This window comes from Flavobacterium sp. (assembly GCF_044357305.1).
Taxonomy (GTDB): Bacteria; Bacteroidota; Bacteroidia; order Flavobacteriales; family Flavobacteriaceae; genus Flavobacterium.
Genome location: NZ_JBIKPS010000022.1, coordinates 1 through 19325, shown reverse-complemented (window position 1 = coordinate 19325; position 19325 = coordinate 1). Strand labels below are relative to the sequence as shown.

Below are 19325 nucleotides of genomic sequence, written 5' to 3'. Positions count from 1 at the left end.
CATCCTTGTTTCTTAATAAGGGTGGGTTTTTTTTGTAACAAAACAATCGAATTAAATACTAATTCTTTACATTTACAATTCACAATTGCAATGTCAAAAATCAAAAGCAATAGCAAAAGTCAATTGTAATAGCAAAAATCAATTGCAATAGCAAAAATCAATTGCAATAGCAAAAATCAATTGCAAAAGCAAAAATCAATTGCAAAAGCAAAAATCAATTGCAATAATAAATATAATATACTCCAATCTTTTCTCCCTTTCCTGGCATTGCGAAGGATGAAGCAATCTAGAGGGTTTGGAAGTGGAAAAATAATTAATCTATTTTTTTTAAAATGTTCTCACAAAAAACTTAGGATTTTTTATAAATTGCGCCTTAGCGTCTTTTCGAGAAAAAAAAACATTTTTAGGTGTTAATTGGTATAAAATAGAACCCACCATTAAATTTGAAATTTAATACAATTTATGAGCAACATACTCGAAGTACACAAAGTAGTAAAGCAATACGGCAATTTCACTGCCCTTAACGAAGTTTCTTTATCCATTCCTGATGGAAGCATCTACGGACTTTTAGGTCCAAATGGTGCGGGAAAAACATCCTTAATACGAATCATCAATCAAATAACCATGCCCGATAGTGGCGAGATTATTTTGGATGGAAAACCATTAAGACCAGAAGATGTTCAATACATTGGTTACATGCCCGAAGAACGTGGCTTGTACAAATCAATGAAAGTAGGGGAGCAATGTTTGTATTTGGCACAACTAAAAGGGTTGTCCAAACACGATGCTAAAACCCAACTCGAATATTGGTTTGAACGATTGGAAATCCAAGGGTGGTGGAACAAGAAAATTGAAGAACTTTCTAAAGGAATGGCACAGAAAATTCAATTTGTGGTTACGGTTTTACACAAACCCAAATTGCTAATTCTAGACGAACCTTTCTCCGGTTTCGACCCAGTAAACGCCAATTTAATTAAAGACGAAATTATCGAATTAAACAAACAGGGAACTTCGGTTATTTTTTCTACCCACCGTATGGAAAGCGTAGAAGAAATGTGCGACCACATTGCTTTAATTCACAAATCGAATAAATTGATTGAAGGCAAACTAACCGATGTGAAAAAACAATTCCGAACCAACAGTTACGAAGTAGGAATTCTTAGCGAAAACAACGAAGGTTTAGTACAAGAATTATCGCAAAAATTCACCCTTTCCACCACCGATTTCAAATCCCTAAACGACGAACTAAAACTAGAAATTCAACTCGGAACCACGGCTCCTAATGAACTACTACAGCTTTTATTGCAACGTGGGCAAGTAACCCATTTTATGGAAAAAATCCCTAGTGTAAACGATATTTTTATTAAAACAGTAACCGAATAAAATAAATAATTTTCAAATTCCAAAATCATTGGAATTTGGAATTTAAAATTTGGAATTTAAAATTTATGAGCAAATTAGCACTAATAATAAGAAGAGAATTTATTGCCAAAGTCCGCAATAAATCATTTATCGTAATGACGTTTTTAAGTCCGTTATTGTTTGTAGGAATTGGTGTTTTTGTGGGCTATTTAAGCACCATGAAATCCGAAATGAAAACCATCGTAATTCACGATGCCACCGGAAGATTTGTAAACGAATTCAAAAGCGATACAGAATACAAATACGTTAATTTATCCAGCGTCGATTTAAAAATTCTTAAAGACAGCATTGTCAAAGAAAGTTACCAAGGATTGTTGGTAATTCCTATTAGCGCCAACAACGATTCTCTACAAAACAAGGTCCAATACATTTCTAGCGACAGCCCAAGTGTGAGTTATATCAACGATTTAGAAGACGTTATTGCCAAGAAAATCACCTCCGAAAACTTCCAAAGAGAAGGCCTCGATACCCTAAAAATCAACAAAGCCAAAGCCAATGTTTCCATCAGTCTTACCAAAGCCTCCGGCGAAGCGGCACTAAAAGGGCTTAACGAAATCAAAATCATTATTGGCGGTGCCTTTGGCTACCTCATTATGATGTTCATCATTTTGTACGGAAATATGGTAATGCGCAGCGTCATTGAAGAAAAAACCTCCCGAATTATCGAGGTCATTATCTCCTCGGTAAAACCATTCCAACTAATGATGGGAAAAATCATCGGAACCTCCTTAGCAGGAATCCTACAATTTCTCATTTGGGCACTACTTGGCTTGACCGCAATGTTCGTTTTGTCATCCGTTTTCGGAGTGCAAATGGGTGCCACTTCCGGAGCCGAAACTCAAGCACTACAGGCAGCCCAACACCAAATGGGAGGCGAATTGCAAATGTATTTAAAAGAAATCTGGAACCTACCAATAGCCACTATCCTAATTTGTTTTATCATTTATTTCATTGGCGGTTACTTTCTGTACAGTTCCTTTTATGCCTCCATCGGAGCAGCAGTCGATAACGAAACCGACTCCCAACAATTTCTTCTACCCATCATTATGCCTTTAATTTTAGGAGTTTACATCGGTTTTTTCACCGTCATGAACGATCCCCATGGCACCATCGCAACCGTATTTTCCATGATACCCTTAACCTCTCCAATCGTCATGATGATGCGAATTCCGTTTGGAGTGCCATGGTGGCAAATTGCAATTTCCGTAACCTTATTATTTGGCACCTTCCTCGGAGTAGTGTGGTTTGCCTCCAAAATTTACCGTGTAGGAATCTTAATGTACGGCAAAAAACCATCTTGGAAAGAACTCTACAAATGGCTTAAATATTAATAATTAGTAGCGAATGGCTTGGGCATTTTAGTAAACGTCTTTCCCGCTTTTCGTTGCAATCTGTCCTTGCGAGGCACGAAGCAATCTACTTGCACTTTTCGTTATCGCAATGCCAGGATTTCCACTGCAATCGGGGCTAGGTAGGTTATGTCTTTTGTGAAAATAGAATTTCAAAAGAAACAATAATTAAATAATAGCGGCATCTTTTTATAAAATTAAAATAATGTATATATTTGAAAAATAGAGCGATGCAAACATTCGTATATACACCGAAAAAAAAGGTAGATTGACGAATTTTATAGAGTATATACATGTTAGCGGTCAGCCTAAAAAAACGTAATAGATATAAAGGCAATTAAAACAATGAAACCGATGAGAAAATTATTCTTTTTAACAATTATTACTTTGACAACAATTTCTTCATATGCCCAAAGTACATCTGACACACCAAGTCAAAATATTTCTACTGATAGTAATGTTGAGTATAGGCTATTCGGTACAAAAAACATGTATACATTTATAAAATTGAATACAAAAAATGGACAAATGTGGCAAGCTCAATGGTCTACAAAAGGTAATGAGTTTGAAACTCCACTATCACTAATAACAAGAGTTACAAAAGAAGATGAGAAAAATGGAAGATTTTTCCTTTATCCAACAACAAACATATATAATTTCATTTTGCTTGACCAAATTGATGGACGTGTTTGGCAAGTTCAATGGTCAGCTGAGCCCAATGACAGAATTGTTCTACCAATAAAATAGAAAATTATTATGATGTCATTAAATTTTCAAGCAAGAGATTAATTCTTAAACATGAAATTAAATAAAATACCGACCACTAATAGATATGGTTTCGTTGTGCTTCCAAAGCTAACTAGGTAAACCTGTTCTTTCTGGTACCCCCGCTGCGCGAAGTCTCTGACTTCGTGCCCACAAAGAAATTAAAACCCAGCTGCGCGAAGTCTCCTGACTTCGTGCCCTCAAAGAAATTAAAACTAAAACCACATTTTATAATGTGGTTTTTTTTTGAAACCCAGCTGCGCGAAGTCTCTGACTTCGTGCCCTCAAAGAAATTAAAACTAAAGCCACATTTTATAATGTGGTTTTTTTATGAAACATCCGCTTTTCATTTCCCTCTCCTAGCGGTAAGTATCCTGACTGCTTTTAAAGTTGGGTGGATGTAAAATAATATTCATTTTTAGACAATAGTTTTGGCGAAAAATGTGGTTCACCTCGTTCAAGACATGGTTTACCCCGTTGTGTAACGTGGCAATCCCCGTTCTATACCTGGCTTACCACATTCAAGACGTGGCTAACCACGTTAAACAACGTGGATAATTACCTTCAATACGTGGTTTACCACGTTAAGAGCGAGGCGAACCACGTTGTTTCGATATTTTGTGGAGGTTTTTAGAAATTTCGCATCTATTCGAGTGCACTATCACAAAGAAATTAAACCTAAAGCCACATCTAAACAATGTGGTTTTTTTAGGAAACACTTTTTTGTTTTCAAAAATAAATACTTATCTTTGGCGTTAGTATTTAATATTTAAAACGTGATTAATAGTTTTGGAAATAAAGAAACGGAAAAAATTTGGAACGGTATACCATCCAAAAAATTACCTAGTGAAATTCAAAATGTTGCAAGACGAAAATTGAGAATGATCCATAACTCTCAAAATATAATAGACCTTAGGATTCCGCCAGCAAACCATCTTGAAAAATTAAGTGGCAATCTAGCTGGGTTTTATAGCATACGAATTAATAACCAATGGAGAATTATTTTTGAATGGAAAAACGATACTGCTTTTGAAGTGCAAATTATAGATTATCATTAAATATAAAAATCATGGAAAATTTAAAAAACATACATCCTGGAGAAATTTTAAAAGAAGAATTTCTAGATCCATTAGGGATAACGGCTTATCGCTTGTCAAAAGAAACATTTATTCCGCAAACAAGAGTAAGTCAAATTATTAAAGGTAATCGCAGAATTACTGCAGATACTGCTTTACGTCTTTCTAAATATTTAGGAACAAGCGCAAAGTTTTGGCTTGGACTCCAAGATGATTATGATTTGGAAGAAGAAAGTACTACCAATAAACTTAGTTTTGAAAATATCAAACCAATTGAGAACAACGCAGCATAATAGGTTTTATATTCCATTAAAAGACACTTGAAATAAGCGGCTTATTTAAAAAACCCTTTGTATTTTTGTAAACTTACAACACACAACACACAACACAACACACAACATAAAAACATACAACCAAAAAATGTCCAAAATACTAATCATAGAAGACGAAGCATCCATCCGAAGAGTATTGACTAAAATACTTTCCGAAGAAAGCGTTACCTACCAAGTAGAAGAGGCCGAAGATGGAATTCAAGGACTTGAAAAAATAAAAAACACCGATTACGATTTGGTTTTGTGCGACATCAAAATGCCAAAAATGGACGGGGTAGAACTGCTAGAAGCCGTTAAAAAAATCAAACCCGAAATTCCAATGGTAATGATTTCTGGGCATGGCGACATGGAAACCGCAATCCAAACCATGCGTTTGGGAGCCTTTGATTATATTTCAAAACCACCCGATTTAAACAGGTTATTGAATACCGTTCGCAACGCATTAGACAAAAAACAACTCGTAGTTGAAAATAAAATTCTAAAGAAAAAAGTTAGCAAAAACTATGAAATGATAGGCAACTCAGAACCTATCAATCATATCAAGCAAATGATTGAAAAAGTGGCCCAAACCGATGCTCGGGTTTTAATCACAGGCCCAAACGGAACCGGAAAAGAACTCGTTGCCCACCAATTACATGAAAAAAGCGAACGTGCTGCCTATCCATTAATCGAGGTGAATTGTGCTGCAATTCCATCCGAATTAATTGAAAGCGAATTGTTTGGTCACGTGAAAGGTGCCTTTACATCGGCAGTAAAAGACAGAGCAGGAAAATTTGAAGCAGCCGATGGCGGTACTATTTTTCTGGATGAAATTGGCGATATGAGTTTGGCGGCTCAAGCCAAAGTTTTGCGTGCTTTACAAGAAAGTTTGATACAACGTGTTGGTGCCGATAAAGATATTAAAGTTAACGTTCGGGTTATTGCTGCAACCAACAAAGACCTTAAAAAAGAAATTGAAGAAGGACGTTTTCGGGAAGATTTATACCATCGATTGGCAGTAATATTAATTAAAGTTCCTGCATTGAATGAGCGTCGGGATGACATACCTTTGCTGCTCGAACATTTTGCTGTAAAAATAGCAGAAGAACAAGGAAATGCCACCAAAATATTCTCTAAAGAAGCCATTAAATTACTGCAAGAATACGACTGGACGGGTAACATCCGCGAATTAAGAAACGTAGTAGAACGATTGATAATACTAGGCGGAAGCGAAATATCCGAACTAGATGTTAAGTTGTTTGCTAGTAAATAATAAAAGTTGTGGGTTGTGAGTTGTGAGTTGAAAGTTGTGAGTTGAAAGTTGAAAGTTAAAAAGGTTTTTATAATCCAAAACCTAGAACCCAAAACCTAGAACCCAAAACCCAAAACCCAAAACCTAGAACCCAAAACCTAGAACCCAAAAAATGCAATTAAAAAAAATAAACCCCGATCTGCAACAAGCACTAATTGAATTTGATTTAATTGAGGCTAACGAAATGCAACAAGAAACGTTCTCTGCTATAAAAAGTGGTGCTGATGCTGTAATTCAATCTCCAATTGGAACCGGAAAAACAACTACTATTGTTTTGAACGTCATCCAACGTTTGCAAAAAACAATGGGCGAAAGCACCCGTGCTTTGATTATTGTTGAGAATAAAGAAAAAGTACTTGAAATGGAAGAACTTTTCTTAAAACTTGGAACCTACACCGATTTAAGTATTTTAGGAGTTCACGATAAAGGCGATATTGACTACGATAAAAACATCATTTCTTTAGGTTTGGATGTACTTATCGGAACTCCAAATAGAATAAATGCCTTATTTTCTTCTGCAGGATTTAATATTAATACTATTAAAATGTTTGTTGTAGACGACTCCGAAGTACTTTTTAGAAACCGCGTAGATGCAGTGATTTTGAGATTGTCCTCAAGTATCGATAAAACCCAACGCATTTTCTTTTGCTCTGAAATTACCGAAAGAGTAGAGTCGTTAGCCAATAACATAATGATAGAGCCTATTTTCTTCGAAATGGAAGAGGAGGAGTAGTGTTCAGTAATCAGTATTCAGTGTGCTCAGTTTTTTCAGTGCTCAGTGTTCAGTGTTCAGTTTTTCAGTAATCAGCAGTTTACATTGAGAGCAGATGAAATGAAAGCAAAACAACAAACCAAAAACTATAAACTACAAACTACAAACAATAAACAATAAACAATAAACAACAAACAATAAACAACAAACAATAAACAACAAACTACAAACAACAAACTACAAACAACAAACTACAAACAACAAACTACAAACAATAAACTACAAACAACAAACAATAAACATAAAATGGGCTTAATAAAAATATTTTCAGGAGAAGAAATTCTAGCAGTAACTTTAAAAGAAAGACTAGAAGAATCGGATATTAATGTAGTACTTAGAAACAATAATCAAGCTAACGTATTGCCAAGTATTGCAACTTCAAAAGCAGTAGAGTTATTCATACAAGAAACTGATTTCGGAAAAGCAAATCCTGTTATTGAGGAGTTTAGAATGAATATGTAATTTTTGTATATTTGTAATTCAAATTTTATATTATGGACATAACTGCTGCCAAAAAGGAACTTATGGACTGGTTACTTCATATTCAGGATGAAAGTAAACTTAAGAAATTGATTGCATTAAAATCGGTTTTAGATAAAGAAGTGGTTGCTCACACCATAAGTGGCTATCCAGTGGATAGGTTGGAATATATTAAAATGGTTAAGGAAGCCGACTCTAGAATTTCCTCAGGAAAATTTACTACAATTGAAGATTTAGAAACAGAAATTGAAAATTGGTAAAATGTCTAGGCCTATAAAAATTTTGTGGGATAATGAAGCAAAAGCAGATTTGAAATTAATCTTTGAATATCTCAAATTAAAATCGCCGCAAGCAGCAAAAAATGTAATACGTGATATTGTAAATCAAAGTAAAAAAATATATTTTACAGAACAATTTCAAGTAGATGAATTTTTAGGAGAACCCTACAGGAGAATGGTTGTGCGTAATTACAAACTCATTTATAAAATTCATTCGGAATCCGAAATTCGAATATTACAAATTTTTGATTCTCGTCAAAATCCAATAAAACTAAAAAAGTAACTCCAATGTATTTAACTTGCATAATAATAGGTTTCTTCAAAACTTAAATGGCAATGAAATAATTTGGTGTTATCTATATATGGATACAAAAAAATCTATCTAAACAATTTCAATTTATAGGTTAGCAAGGAAATTACGATTCCGAAAATCCCTATAAATGCAAAAGAGTATCTCAAACTAGTCATTTGGGCAATGTAACCAATTACGGGTGGGCCAATTAAAAAGCCCATAAAACTAATACTGGAAACTATTGTTAAGGCAATACTCGTGGGAACTTTTTTGCTATTTCCAGCAGCATTAAAAACTATCGGAATCACATTAGAAACTCCAAAACCAACTAGCATAAAAGCAATGGTGCAACTTATCAAATAAGGAAATAAAACAGCACTATACAATCCTGTTGAAATCATAATTCCACTAGTGATTAATACGTTTCTTGAGCCAAATTTCCGAACCAATAGGTCACTCAAAAATCGTCCTATTGCCATAGTTATCATAAAAGAAGTATACCCTAAAATCACTAATGCTCCCGGTGCTTTCACAATTTCTTTAAAATAAACACCACTCCAATCAAACATAATCCCTTCGCTAGCCATACAACAAAAACTAATGATTCCAAACCAAATTAAGGAGGTATCTTGGATTTTAAAAAAAGAAGTTTTTTCTTTTACTTCTATTTTTTGAGGCTTGAATTTTACTAGAAATTTATAGTTGAAGACGATTAGTAAACTTATTAAAACCACCACTACCAAAAAGTGTTGAAAAGGAGTTAGTTTTAAAAATAACATTAGCAAAGCCAATAAGGCACCCGAAAATCCGGCTAAACTCCAAGAGCCATGAAACGAGCCAATAATGGGTTTGTCAAACAATTGTTGGGTGAAAACGCCTTGCGAGTTGACCGCAATATTACAGAAATTCCCAAAAAATCCGAAGAGAAATAATCCCAATCCTAAGTGCCAACTTTGGGTTGCTAATCCGAGAAAGGAAAGAAATAAGGCATAAACAAATAATCCTATAATTGCAATTTTCCGACTTCCATAATGGGCTACAACTTTTCCGGATAAAGGCATTGCAAGCAATTGTCCGATTGGCAAAGCAAACAATAATGTTCCTAAATCGGCTTCGCTTAATTTTAAACTCAATTTTAAATCTGGAATCCGACTTGCCCAAGTAGCAAAACAAAATCCCATTCCAAAATAAAATAAGGCTGTTGCAAATCGTACTCGGATTAAATAAGAACTTTTTAGTTTTGTAAAAGACTTTTTAATCTTAGCTTTTGGCAACATTTTATCCAAAAAATGGTAGTCAATTAAGGGCATATCTCTACTATTTGAGGTGCGAAATTAATGGAATAATCTTGTTGATTTTAATTTTTAAACGACAAAAGTTCTCTTTTTATGTAAACTTTAAAAAATTAGCCAGCATTTTATAAAATCAGCTGAAAACCCCTTCTTTTTTTCATTATTCCAAATTGCCTATTTCCTTTATTAAGTTATATTTGCACCTTTAAAAAAATACTTGGTTTTAGGTATTTGGTTCTAAGTACAGTTCCAATGCCCTAAACCTCAAACCCAACACCCAAAAAATGATTACAGTTAACGATATCTCCGTAAATTTTGGCGGAACGACTTTATTTAGCGATGTAACTTTTGCTATCAATGAAAACGATAAAATTGCCCTAATGGGTAAAAATGGCGCCGGAAAATCGACACTTTTGAAAATTATTGCGGGTGAATCTAAACCTTCCACCGGAAATGTTTCTACTCCAAAAGATGCTGTTGTTGCCTATTTACCGCAGCATTTATTAGCTTCTGATGGCGCTACCGTTATGGAAGAAGCATCGAAAGCATTTGGAGAAATCTTCAAAATGAAATCGGAAATTGACGAAATCAACGAACAATTAACCATTCGTACCGATTATGAAAGTGATGCGTATATGAAACTTATTGAGCGTGTTTCCGATTTAAGCGAGAAGTTTTATGCTATTGAAGAAATTAATTACGAAGCAGAAGTTGAGAAAATATTAGTAGGACTTGGATTTGAAAGAGAAGATTTCACGCGTCAAACCTCCGAGTTTTCAGGTGGTTGGAGAATGCGTATTGAATTGGCAAAAATCCTTTTGCAAAAACCCGATTTGATTTTACTGGATGAGCCAACTAACCATATGGATATTGAAAGTATCCAATGGCTAGAGGATTTCTTAATCAATTCGGCCAAAGCAGTAGTAGTAATTTCGCACGATAGAACCTTTGTAGACAATATTACCAATAGAACTATTGAAGTTACCATGGGAAGAATTTACGACTATAAAGCCAAATATTCACATTATTTAGAATTGCGTAAAGACCGACGAATTCACCAACAAAAAGCCTACGACGAGCAACAAAGAATGATTGCCGATAATCAAGCGTTTATTGATCGATTTAAAGGAACTTTCTCTAAAACGGATGCTGTACAATCGAGGGTTAAAATGTTAGAAAAATTGGTTATTGTTGAAGTAGACGAAGTAGACACCTCGGCATTAAAATTAAAATTTCCTCCAGCAGTTCGATCTGGGAATTACCCAGTAATTGTTAAGGATTTAGAAAAATCGTATGGTGATCATCTTATTTTTAAAGATGCCAATATCGTAATTGAACGTGGCGACAAAGTAGCATTCGTAGGAAAAAATGGCGAAGGAAAATCTACCATGATTAAAGCCATTATGAAAGAAATTGAAATCAACAGTGGTTCGGTTGAAATTGGACATAATGCTCAAATTGGATATTTTGCTCAAAACCAAGCGTCTTTATTAGATGAAAATGGTACTATATTTTCAACTATTGACGATGTTGCGGTAGGCGATGTTCGTACCAAAATAAAAGACATATTAGGTGCTTTTATGTTTCATGGTGACGATGTTACTAAGAAAGTAAAAGTGCTTTCGGGTGGTGAAAAAACCCGTTTGGCAATGATAAAATTATTGTTGGAACCAGTTAATCTATTGATTCTAGACGAGCCTTCCAACCACTTGGATATGAAGACTAAAGATATTATTAAAGATGCGCTTCGAGACTTTGATGGAACCTTAATTTTAGTTTCGCACGATAGAGATTTCCTTGACGGATTAGCCACTAAAGTATTTGAATTTGGTCATAAACGTGTGAAAGAACATTTTGAAGATATTAAAGGATTTTTGGCTCACAAGAAAATGGATTCTATGCGAGAGATAGAGAAATAGTATTTATTTTTGAAATTTAGCAATGTCAATAATAAAATTTTGATTTACCTTTAATATTGTTTGGTTTACCGTAAATTTGGTACTATTATAAATTCAACTATGAACACAGAACTCCAGCCTCCTGTAGCAAAAATAATTCCGCATACTTTAGAAATTCATGGACATCCTCGTGTGGATAATTACTATTGGCTTAACGATAGAGAGAATCCTGAAGTTATCGATTATCTTAACAAAGAAAATGAATATTATAACGCTGTAACTGCCGATACCAAAGACTTTCAAAAGGAATTGTTTGAAGAGATGAAAGCCCGAATTAAAGAAGACGACCAATCGGTACCCTATCTTTATAATGGATATTATTACATTACCCGATTTGAAATTGGTCAGAATTATCCTATTTATTCTAGAAAAAAAGAAACCCTTTCAGCTCCAGAAGAAATTTTATTTGATGGAAATGTATTTGCCAAAGGAAAGCCCTTCTTTCAATTAGGAGGTTTGTCCATAAGTCCCGATAACACCATGGCTATATTTAGTTTTGATTGTGTTGGACGTAGAATTTATACCATTCAAATAAAAAACTTACTTACCAACGAAATTTTATCGGATACTATAGAAAATGTTACTGGTTCTGCCGTTTGGGCAAACGATAATCATACTATATTTTATTCCAGTCAGGATGCTGTTACCTTGCGTTCGGATAAGATTTTCAAACATAAATTAGGCGCAAAACAAGAAGACGATGTCTTAATCTATTTTGAAAAAGACGAAACGTTTAATGTAGAAATTGCCAAGTCTAAATCAAAAAAATACCTCGCAATTGAGTCGGGAAGTACGCTTACAACCGAGTATCAAATTCTAGATGCCAATACACCAGATGAAAAATTTAAGATGTTTCAAAAGCGAGTTCGCGGTTTAGAATACACCATCAACCATTATAACGATAGTTTCTATATCCTTACTAATAAAGACAAAGCCGAGAATTTCAAACTGATGAAAACCTTGGAAACTGCCACTGCCAAAGAGAATTGGATAGAGGTAATTCCGCATCGAGAAGATATATTACTAGAAGATATTGAAATTTTTAAGAATTTTCTAGTCGTTGAAGAACGTGCTAACGGATTGAATACTATTAAAATAATACCGTGGAGTGGGGAAGAAGCCTATTTCTTGCCATTCGATAGCGAAACCTATACTGCCAGCACAAGTTCCAATGTTGATTTTGATACGGATATTTTGCGCTATTCCTACCAATCGTTAGCAACGCCATCCTCGGTGATTGATTTCAATATGAAAACCAGAGAAAAATTCATCCAAAAAGAACAACAAGTTCTGGGAGGAAAATTTGATAAAAATAACTATAAAGAAGAACGCGTTTGGGCTACTGCTGGTGACGGCACAAAAGTGCCAATGTCGTTGGTGTATAAAAAGGATTTAGTAAAAAATGGAGAAAATCCATTGTTGCAATATGCCTATGGCTCTTACGGATATTCAATAGATGCTTCGTTTTCATCTACTAGATTATCCCTTTTAGATCGCGGATTTATTTTTGCAATTACCCATATTCGTGGTGGCGAAGATTTAGGAAGGCATTGGTATGAAAACGGAAAATTATTAAAAAAGAAAAATACGTTTACCGATTTTATAGATTGTTCTAAATTTTTGATTGCTGAAAAATATACTTCCGCGCAACATTTATATGCCGAAGGTGGTTCTGCAGGAGGTTTACTAATGGGAGCGATTGTCAATATGGCACCCGAATTGTACCATGGGATTATTGCCCAGGTAGCATTTGTAGACGTTGTAACGACCATGCTAGACGAAACTATTCCATTAACCACAGGAGAATACGACGAATGGGGTAATCCAAATAAAAAGAAATTTTACAAATACATGCTTTCTTATTCGCCGTATGATAATGTAATAGCTCAAAATTATCCCAACATGTATATCGCAACTGGCTTGCACGATTCGCAAGTACAGTATTGGGAACCAGCTAAATGGGTAGCCAAATTGCGTGCTACCAAAACCGATAAAAATATTTTAGTACTCGATACCAATATGGATGCAGGGCATGGTGGAGCTTCTGGAAGATTTGAAGCACTAAAAGAATTGGCAAAAGAATTCAGTTTTTTGTTAGATTTAGAAAAAATTAAAAAATAATTTATTAAATTTGCGAAGTTACGGGGCTACTAATATTTAAATATATGCCCAAACAAATTTTTTTATTTATGAAAGAAGAAATAAAAGCCTACAATAATGTTCTGGAATTAATAGGAAACACACCTCTTATTAAACTAAACCGAATTACCGAAAATCTTGTTGGTAATTTTTATGCCAAAGTGGAGGCATTTAATCCTGGACATTCCTCTAAAGATAGAATCGCTTTATATATTATTGAACAAGCAGAAAAAAAAGGAATATTAACTCCTGGTGATACCATTATTGAAACTACTTCCGGAAATACGGGTTTTAGTTTGGCAATGGTAAGTATTATTAAAGGGTATAGTTGTATTCTTGCGGTTACTTCTAAGTCATCCAAAGATAAAATTGACATGCTTCGCAGTTTGGGTGCCAAAGTTTATGTTTGCCCAGCTCATGTTTCTGCAGACGATGAACGTTCGTATTACAATGTAGCAAAACGATTACACGAAGAAACAAAAGGATCGGTTTACATTAATCAATATTTTAATCAGTTAAATATTGATGCACATTATTTAACTACTGGACCAGAAATTTGGGAACAAACGTCTGGTAAAATTACCCACCTTGTTGCTTGTAGTGGAACCGGTGGAACAATTTCCGGAATTGCAAAATTCCTTAAAGAGAAAAACCCGGAGATTAAAATTTTAGGAGTAGATGCTTTTGGTTCGGTTTTGAAAAAATACCATGAAACCAAAGAATTTGATAACGACGAAATATATCCTTATAGAATAGAAGGTATTGGAAAGAATTTAATTCCAACCGCTACCGATTTTGAATCTATCGATAAATTCATAAAAGTAACCGACGAAGAAAGTGCTCATACAGCAAGAGAAATTGTAAGAAAAGAAGGATTATTCGTAGGATATACTTCTGGAGCTGCTCTTCAAGCGGTGAAACAATTTGCTGAAGAAGGCGAATTTACTGCGGATAGTAATGTAGTTGTTATTTTTCCGGATCACGGATCACGTTATATGAGTAAAGTATTTAGTGATGATTGGATGAACGAGCAAGGATTCTTTGATAGTGTTAATACTGAAGAAGTACAAAAAATAGAATTTATTAAGTAATTAATTATTTGTAAACAAACTTAAATTATTAAATATAAAACAAAACCAACTCATAAAGAGTTGGTTTTTTTGGTTTTATTCAAATTTTACTTTCACTGTTTTGGTTTCTCCATCCCTAATAAAAACAACTTCTAGTTCCTCTCCTGGAGTGATTTTAGCTAAAGCATCCATATAGCTGTAAACTTCTTTAATTTCATTTGTTCCAATTTTGGTAATGATGTCACCTTCTTTAATTCCTGCAATTTGGGCAGGTCTATTTTCAGTTACACCATCTACATGCAAACCGTCTCCATGTTCTGTATAATCCGGCATGATACCCATAGTTACTTTGTATTTTGGTCTTGTTTTACCAGCGTTATTTTTGGTTTTTGTAAAAGTAACGGTATCCAAATCGGCAACAGCATTCGCAATTCTAAAAACATAATCTACAATATTGGTAACACCAGTATAATTTATTTTATCTTCGTCATCGCTAGGTTTATGGTAATCGCTATGGGTTCCTGTAAAGAAATTCAATACCGAAATATCTTTTAAATAAAAAGATGTATGATCGGTTGGACCAACGCCACTTTCTTCTAGAGTAATGTTGTAACCTGCGGACTTATTTTTTTCTACTAGTGCTTTAAATTCGGATGCAGTTCCTATCCCTCCAACAATTAGGTCTTTTTTCGGGTTTAAACGACCTATCATGTCCATATTAATCATTGCTACTACATTTGGATAATTTGCTTTTAGTGTTTCTGCCATGTGCTTGGAGCCAATCAAACCATCTTCTTCTCCAGAGAAAAGTGCGAAAATATAATTTGCTTTTTCGGTTGTTTTATTTTTGCTAAACATACGCGCCAATTCTAACACTCCCGAAACTCCAGAGGCATTATCATCAGCACCATTGTGGATTTCGCCTTTCGAATTTACTTTGGTAGAATTGTTGTGCTCGTTTAAACCCAAATGGTCGTAATGTGCTCCAATAACAATGGTTTTAGAAGCTTTATTGTCTAGGTAGGCAATTACATTTCTTCCAGTGTTAGTAACGCTACTATCGTTAATGGAGTCCTTAGGATTTAATCGAATTTTATAATCAAATTTTTGAATGTAATTTTTTCCTTCGTATGGTTTTAATCCTAATGCTTTGAATTGTGTTGATAAATAATCGGCTGCTTTTTGTTCGCCAACAGATCCGGTTAATCTACCTTTTAATTCCTCAGAAGCTAAAAAGGAAATGTGTTTTTTTAGTAATTCTGGTTTTGTATTTTCTGATTCGTCAGAATCCATCCAATCTGCAATAAAAACATTGGTTTCTCTTTTAGAATCTTGCATTCGATTGCTAGACCAAACTAATTTTTTTCCATTTGGAGAAAACATAGGAAACGCATTGAATTCACTCTCCCAAGTAATTTGTTTCAAATTAGTGCCATCCAAATCAATCAGGTACAACTGAAAATCATATCCATGTGTAGAATGGTGGTTGGATGAAAAAATAATTTTCTTATCGGAAGGATGGAAAAATGGTGCCCAATTGGCTTTTCCTAAATGAGTAATTTGTTTAATATCCGAACCATCTATATTGCATGTATAGATTTCCATTTCGGTAGGAGCAACTACGTTTTCTTGTAGTAAAGCTTTATAATCGGCAATTTCGGCTTCGGTTTTTGGTCGAGAAGATCGAAAAACTAATTTCTTACTGTCGTGTGAAAAGAAACTTCCGCCATCGTAACCCAATCCGAAAGTAATTTGTTTCAAATTAGTCCCATCAATATCCATGGTCCAAAGCTCTAAATCTCCAGAACGAATAGAGGTAAAGGCTATTTTTTTACCATCGGGAGAAACTACTGCTTCGGCATCATATCCTGGAGAATTGGTTAATTGTTTTACAATTTTACCATTTAAATCGGCCATATAAATTTCAAATTCTGGATACACTGCCCAAAGGTATTTACCATCGTGTGGTTTTGGTGGTGCAGGGCATGCATCATTAGAAGCAAAAGTAGAAGCATAAATAATGTGCTTCCCATCAGGCATAAAATATGAACAAGTTGTTCTTCCTTTTCCAGATGAAATTGCTTTTAATTTATCGGTAGAATAGGGTGGGTTTTGTAAATCCAATAGATAAATTTGGTCGCAAGACATTCCCATTTTAGGATTGTTTACTTGCATGGTAAGCATTTTGCCATCCGGACTAAAATAGGCTTCGGCATTATCGCCACCAAAAGTAAGTTTTTGAATATTTTTTAGATTTTTTTCTTGTCCGATAGCATTAAAGCATACCAATACTACTAATAATTGAAAAAAGGAATTCCTTTTAATGGTATTTGAATACATTTTATTGAATTAAATGAGGTGTTTTTATTAATGTTTAAAGGTACTGAATTGATAAAAAAAAATCCCAAATAGTTTTTACCTTTTTGGGATATTCTCAGTAACTATTTTTAATTATTTATAGCTTCTTCGTATTTTTCACTAACTTTTTTCCAGTTAATTATATTGAAGAAGTTATCGATATATTTTTTTCGATTATTTTGATAGTTTAAATAATACGCATGCTCCCATAAATCTAAAGCTAAAATAGGAGTTCCAGTAACTTCTGCTCTCGGCATTAATGGATTATCTTGGTTTTGGGTAGAAGTTATTTGGAGTTTTCCAGTTTTATCTACTACCAACCAAGTCCATCCAGAGCCAAATTGCTTGTTAGCAGCTTCTTTGAATTGGGTTTTCAAATCTTCAAACGAGCCAAAATCTTTATCGATAGAACTTGCCAAAGTATCGGTTGGTTTACCATTACCTTTTGGAGTTAAATTATCAAAATACAAGGTATGGTTGTAATAGCCACCAAGATTGTTTTTTAAATCGGTATTGGATATATCTAATTTTTTAAAGATATCTACTATTGGGATATTTTCGGATTCAGTTTCTACAAGAGCTTTGTTTAGATTATTGGTAAAGGTTACATATTGTTTGGAATAATGTATCTCCATAGTTTGAGCATCTATATTTGGTGCCAATGCATCATAACCAAAGGGTAGTTTAGTAATTTCAAAAGCTCCAGGTTCTGCTTTTGCATCTTCTGGAGAACCAAGAGTTAATTTTTCTGCAACCGAAGGAAGCGGCACTTCTACCACTTCGGTATATTTTTTTCTTTTGCAAGAACCTACAGCAAGAATAAAAAAAGCACTGAATAAAAGGACTACTATTTTTTTCATTGGGTTATTTCTTTTTAACTAATGAATGGATGGCTTCAATATACAATTCTTTACATTGGTCTTCGGTTAAATGACTTATTTGCATCCAAGCATTCATTTTGAAGGCATTTCTTAAATCATAAACTGGGTATATTCTAGTATCAATAGTACCGTGAGTAGATTGTTTGTATAAGGCATAAAGTCGTAACTGAACATCTTGAGGTAACGAAGTTTGTGTCATAGAATTTGCTAATTCTACGGCTTCTTCAAAACGTGTTTCTAGATCGTTTATTGGCATTTATTTAGTTGCAATAATAGTTCGATTTCCTATAGCTTTTTGATTCAAGCTTACATTAATAGTTGTTCCAAGTGGGAAATACATATCTACCCTTGAACCAAATTTTATAAATCCGGCATCGTCACCTTGTCTAACTTGCATTCCTTCTTTAGCATAATTTACAATTCTTTTGGCTAAAGCCCCTGCAATTTGACGGTATAAAATTTCGCCAAAAACTCGATTTTCAATAACTACTGTAGTTCGTTCGTTTTCGGTACTTGCCTTTGGATGCCAAGCCACAAGGTATTTTCCTGGGTGGTATTTGCTGTATTTTACTTTTCCGCTAATGGCGTAACGAGTAACGTGCACATTGATAGGGGACATGAAAATAGATACTTGAATTCGTTTGTCTTTGAAATATTCTGGTTCAAATACTTCTTCAATAACTACAACTTTACCATCTACTGGAGCATATACCAAATTATCGTTTGGCTCTAATGTTCGAATTGGGTTTCTAAAAAACTGCAAAACTATTAGAAGCATTGCTACTAAAAACAGTTGAATTGGTTTTAATACCCAAGGATTGTTAGATATATAAGGAGTTGCTAGTAATAAAATAGTAAAAACAAATGTAGAAATAAGAATAATCTTTGCGCCTTCTTTATGAAACATGGTGTATTTTGTATTTGTGTAAGTCGTTGGTGTTTAATTGTAAGTGTTAAAATATTGTTTTAAGTGATCAATGAAACAGGTTAGAGTAGTATTAGTTCACAATAAAAAAATAATTATTACGACTGCAAAAGTAATTAAATTATATCAAAACTTTTGTATAGAAAATTATCTTTATTACTATTTGTATTTCCTGCAAATATTTTTATGCCAAAATGTTGTATTACTTTACCTTGAAATTATTAAAATATGCCATCGGCAATGTTGTAGATGTCATCTACATTTAATTTTATGCCTAAAAATTATAATTTTTTATCTACAATTGTAAAATTATGCCCTCGGCAACATTGTAGAAGGTGTCTAAAAGTAATTTTACGGTAAAATTATGCTACATTAACAAAAATTAGAAATTAAGGTAGCTACAGGTTTGTAAATGGCAGCAACAAGTAATTTTGGTGCTTTTATATTATGGTTTCGGATTGCTTCGTGCCTCGCAATGAACTTGGTGCATAAAAGATAGAATAAAAAAAACCTTGATTTAGACTGCACCCAAAAGTTTAGACAAATTTATAATTAATTTTGATAATAATGAGTTCGATATTTTATCGGACTCATTTTGTTTAATTTTGATTTAATTCTGACGTTATTGTAATAGATAATATACTT

At 34.0% G+C, this 19325-nt stretch carries 19 protein-coding genes; 13 read left to right on the top strand and 6 right to left on the bottom strand.

Annotated features, from left to right (window positions below):
* The first annotated feature begins 462 nt into the window (after positions 1-462).
* The 10 genes from ACIQ2J_RS11975 to ACIQ2J_RS11930 all read left to right on the top strand — a co-directional run bounded on the left by ACIQ2J_RS11975 (position 463) and on the right by ACIQ2J_RS11930 (position 8048).
* On the top strand, positions 463-1383 hold the full coding sequence (locus tag ACIQ2J_RS11975; RefSeq protein WP_396170095.1) for an ABC transporter ATP-binding protein: 921 nt from the start codon (positions 463-465) through the stop codon (positions 1381-1383).
* Between the two features lie 65 nt (positions 1384-1448).
* Positions 1449-2753: an ABC transporter permease gene (locus ACIQ2J_RS11970; RefSeq protein ID WP_396170093.1), complete on the top strand. Its 1305-nt coding sequence runs from the start codon at positions 1449-1451 to the stop codon at positions 2751-2753.
* Between the two features lie 372 nt (positions 2754-3125).
* A complete protein-coding gene (locus ACIQ2J_RS11965) occupies positions 3126-3518 on the top strand; it encodes a hypothetical protein (RefSeq protein ID WP_396170091.1) in 393 nt (130 codons plus the stop codon).
* A gap of 794 nt (positions 3519-4312) precedes the next feature.
* Complete coding sequence (locus ACIQ2J_RS11960) at positions 4313-4594, top strand: type II toxin-antitoxin system RelE/ParE family toxin (protein ID WP_396170089.1); 282 nt, start codon at positions 4313-4315, stop codon at positions 4592-4594.
* Between the two features lie 11 nt (positions 4595-4605).
* The gene (locus tag ACIQ2J_RS11955) at positions 4606-4905 is read left to right on the top strand and encodes a HigA family addiction module antitoxin (RefSeq protein ID WP_396170087.1); all 300 of its coding nucleotides are present in this window, start codon (positions 4606-4608) and stop codon (positions 4903-4905) included.
* Positions 4906-5032: 127 nt separating this feature from the next.
* Entirely contained in the window at positions 5033-6196 is a 1164-nt protein-coding gene (locus tag ACIQ2J_RS11950) for a sigma-54-dependent transcriptional regulator (RefSeq protein WP_396170085.1), read from the top strand.
* Positions 6197-6347: 151 nt separating this feature from the next.
* Complete coding sequence (locus tag ACIQ2J_RS11945; RefSeq protein ID WP_396170083.1) at positions 6348-6968, top strand: DEAD/DEAH box helicase; 621 nt, start codon at positions 6348-6350, stop codon at positions 6966-6968.
* A 285-nt stretch (positions 6969-7253) separates the two neighbouring features.
* A complete protein-coding gene (locus ACIQ2J_RS11940; RefSeq protein ID WP_396170081.1) occupies positions 7254-7469 on the top strand; it encodes a putative signal transducing protein in 216 nt (71 codons plus the stop codon).
* Between the two features lie 32 nt (positions 7470-7501).
* A complete protein-coding gene (locus ACIQ2J_RS11935) occupies positions 7502-7747 on the top strand; it encodes a hypothetical protein (protein ID WP_396170079.1) in 246 nt (81 codons plus the stop codon).
* Between the two features lies 1 nt (position 7748).
* Positions 7749-8048: a type II toxin-antitoxin system RelE/ParE family toxin gene (locus ACIQ2J_RS11930; protein WP_396170077.1), complete on the top strand. Its 300-nt coding sequence runs from the start codon at positions 7749-7751 to the stop codon at positions 8046-8048.
* Between the two features lie 95 nt (positions 8049-8143).
* On the opposite strand, the gene ACIQ2J_RS11925 is transcribed toward ACIQ2J_RS11930, so the two are convergent.
* On the bottom strand, positions 8144-9367 hold the full coding sequence (locus ACIQ2J_RS11925; RefSeq protein ID WP_396170075.1) for an MFS transporter: 1224 nt from the start codon (positions 9365-9367) through the stop codon (positions 8144-8146).
* Between the two features lie 266 nt (positions 9368-9633).
* Here ACIQ2J_RS11925 and ACIQ2J_RS11920 point away from each other — a divergent pair, with 266 nt between their 5' ends.
* The 3 genes from ACIQ2J_RS11920 (at position 9634) to ACIQ2J_RS11910 (ending at position 14537) form a co-directional block, all read left to right on the top strand.
* Positions 9634-11268 (top strand): ABC-F family ATP-binding cassette domain-containing protein, encoded by a 1635-nt coding sequence (locus ACIQ2J_RS11920; RefSeq protein WP_396170073.1) that lies wholly within the window; start codon positions 9634-9636, stop codon positions 11266-11268.
* Positions 11269-11367: 99 nt separating this feature from the next.
* Complete coding sequence (locus ACIQ2J_RS11915) at positions 11368-13428, top strand: S9 family peptidase (RefSeq protein WP_396170071.1); 2061 nt, start codon at positions 11368-11370, stop codon at positions 13426-13428.
* 68 nt (positions 13429-13496) lie between these two features.
* Entirely contained in the window at positions 13497-14537 is a 1041-nt protein-coding gene (locus ACIQ2J_RS11910) for a PLP-dependent cysteine synthase family protein (RefSeq protein WP_396170069.1), read from the top strand.
* A 75-nt stretch (positions 14538-14612) separates the two neighbouring features.
* On the opposite strand, the gene ACIQ2J_RS11905 is transcribed toward ACIQ2J_RS11910, so the two are convergent.
* From ACIQ2J_RS11905 to ACIQ2J_RS11885, 5 genes are all read right to left on the bottom strand, one after another.
* The gene (locus ACIQ2J_RS11905) at positions 14613-16856 is read right to left on the bottom strand and encodes a M20/M25/M40 family metallo-hydrolase (protein WP_396170067.1); all 2244 of its coding nucleotides are present in this window, start codon (positions 16854-16856) and stop codon (positions 14613-14615) included.
* Positions 16857-16963: 107 nt separating this feature from the next.
* Complete coding sequence (locus ACIQ2J_RS11900) at positions 16964-17734, bottom strand: superoxide dismutase (protein ID WP_396170064.1); 771 nt, start codon at positions 17732-17734, stop codon at positions 16964-16966.
* Between the two features lie 4 nt (positions 17735-17738).
* The gene (locus tag ACIQ2J_RS11895; RefSeq protein WP_396170062.1) at positions 17739-18011 is read right to left on the bottom strand and encodes an acyl-CoA-binding protein; all 273 of its coding nucleotides are present in this window, start codon (positions 18009-18011) and stop codon (positions 17739-17741) included.
* Positions 18012-18662, bottom strand: coding sequence for a phosphatidylserine decarboxylase family protein (locus tag ACIQ2J_RS11890; protein WP_396170060.1), 651 nt, complete (start codon positions 18660-18662; stop codon positions 18012-18014).
* 570 nt (positions 18663-19232) lie between these two features.
* Positions 19233-19325: IS3 family transposase (locus ACIQ2J_RS11885; RefSeq protein ID WP_396167308.1), on the bottom strand; the 93-nt coding region annotated here is incomplete at its 5' end.

Coding starts and splice junctions, on each gene's coding strand:
- ACIQ2J_RS11970 (WP_396170093.1), top strand. CDS start 1,449: ATGAGCAAATTAGCACTAATAATAAGAAGAGAATTTATTGCCAAAGTC.
- ACIQ2J_RS11900 (WP_396170064.1), bottom strand. CDS start 17,734: ATGAAAAAAATAGTAGTCCTTTTATTCAGTGCTTTTTTTATTCTTGCT.
- ACIQ2J_RS11935 (WP_396170079.1), top strand. CDS start 7,502: ATGGACATAACTGCTGCCAAAAAGGAACTTATGGACTGGTTACTTCAT.
- ACIQ2J_RS11910 (WP_396170069.1), top strand. CDS start 13,497: ATGAAAGAAGAAATAAAAGCCTACAATAATGTTCTGGAATTAATAGGA.
- ACIQ2J_RS11975 (WP_396170095.1), top strand. CDS start 463: ATGAGCAACATACTCGAAGTACACAAAGTAGTAAAGCAATACGGCAAT.
- ACIQ2J_RS11895 (WP_396170062.1), bottom strand. CDS start 18,011: ATGCCAATAAACGATCTAGAAACACGTTTTGAAGAAGCCGTAGAATTA.
- ACIQ2J_RS11965 (WP_396170091.1), top strand. CDS start 3,126: ATGAGAAAATTATTCTTTTTAACAATTATTACTTTGACAACAATTTCT.
- ACIQ2J_RS11925 (WP_396170075.1), bottom strand. CDS start 9,367: ATGCCCTTAATTGACTACCATTTTTTGGATAAAATGTTGCCAAAAGCT.
- ACIQ2J_RS11915 (WP_396170071.1), top strand. CDS start 11,368: ATGAACACAGAACTCCAGCCTCCTGTAGCAAAAATAATTCCGCATACT.
- ACIQ2J_RS11890 (WP_396170060.1), bottom strand. CDS start 18,662: ATGTTTCATAAAGAAGGCGCAAAGATTATTCTTATTTCTACATTTGTT.
- ACIQ2J_RS11930 (WP_396170077.1), top strand. CDS start 7,749: ATGTCTAGGCCTATAAAAATTTTGTGGGATAATGAAGCAAAAGCAGAT.
- ACIQ2J_RS11950 (WP_396170085.1), top strand. CDS start 5,033: ATGTCCAAAATACTAATCATAGAAGACGAAGCATCCATCCGAAGAGTA.
- ACIQ2J_RS11905 (WP_396170067.1), bottom strand. CDS start 16,856: ATGTATTCAAATACCATTAAAAGGAATTCCTTTTTTCAATTATTAGTA.
- ACIQ2J_RS11940 (WP_396170081.1), top strand. CDS start 7,254: ATGGGCTTAATAAAAATATTTTCAGGAGAAGAAATTCTAGCAGTAACT.
- ACIQ2J_RS11945 (WP_396170083.1), top strand. CDS start 6,348: ATGCAATTAAAAAAAATAAACCCCGATCTGCAACAAGCACTAATTGAA.
- ACIQ2J_RS11920 (WP_396170073.1), top strand. CDS start 9,634: ATGATTACAGTTAACGATATCTCCGTAAATTTTGGCGGAACGACTTTA.
- ACIQ2J_RS11955 (WP_396170087.1), top strand. CDS start 4,606: ATGGAAAATTTAAAAAACATACATCCTGGAGAAATTTTAAAAGAAGAA.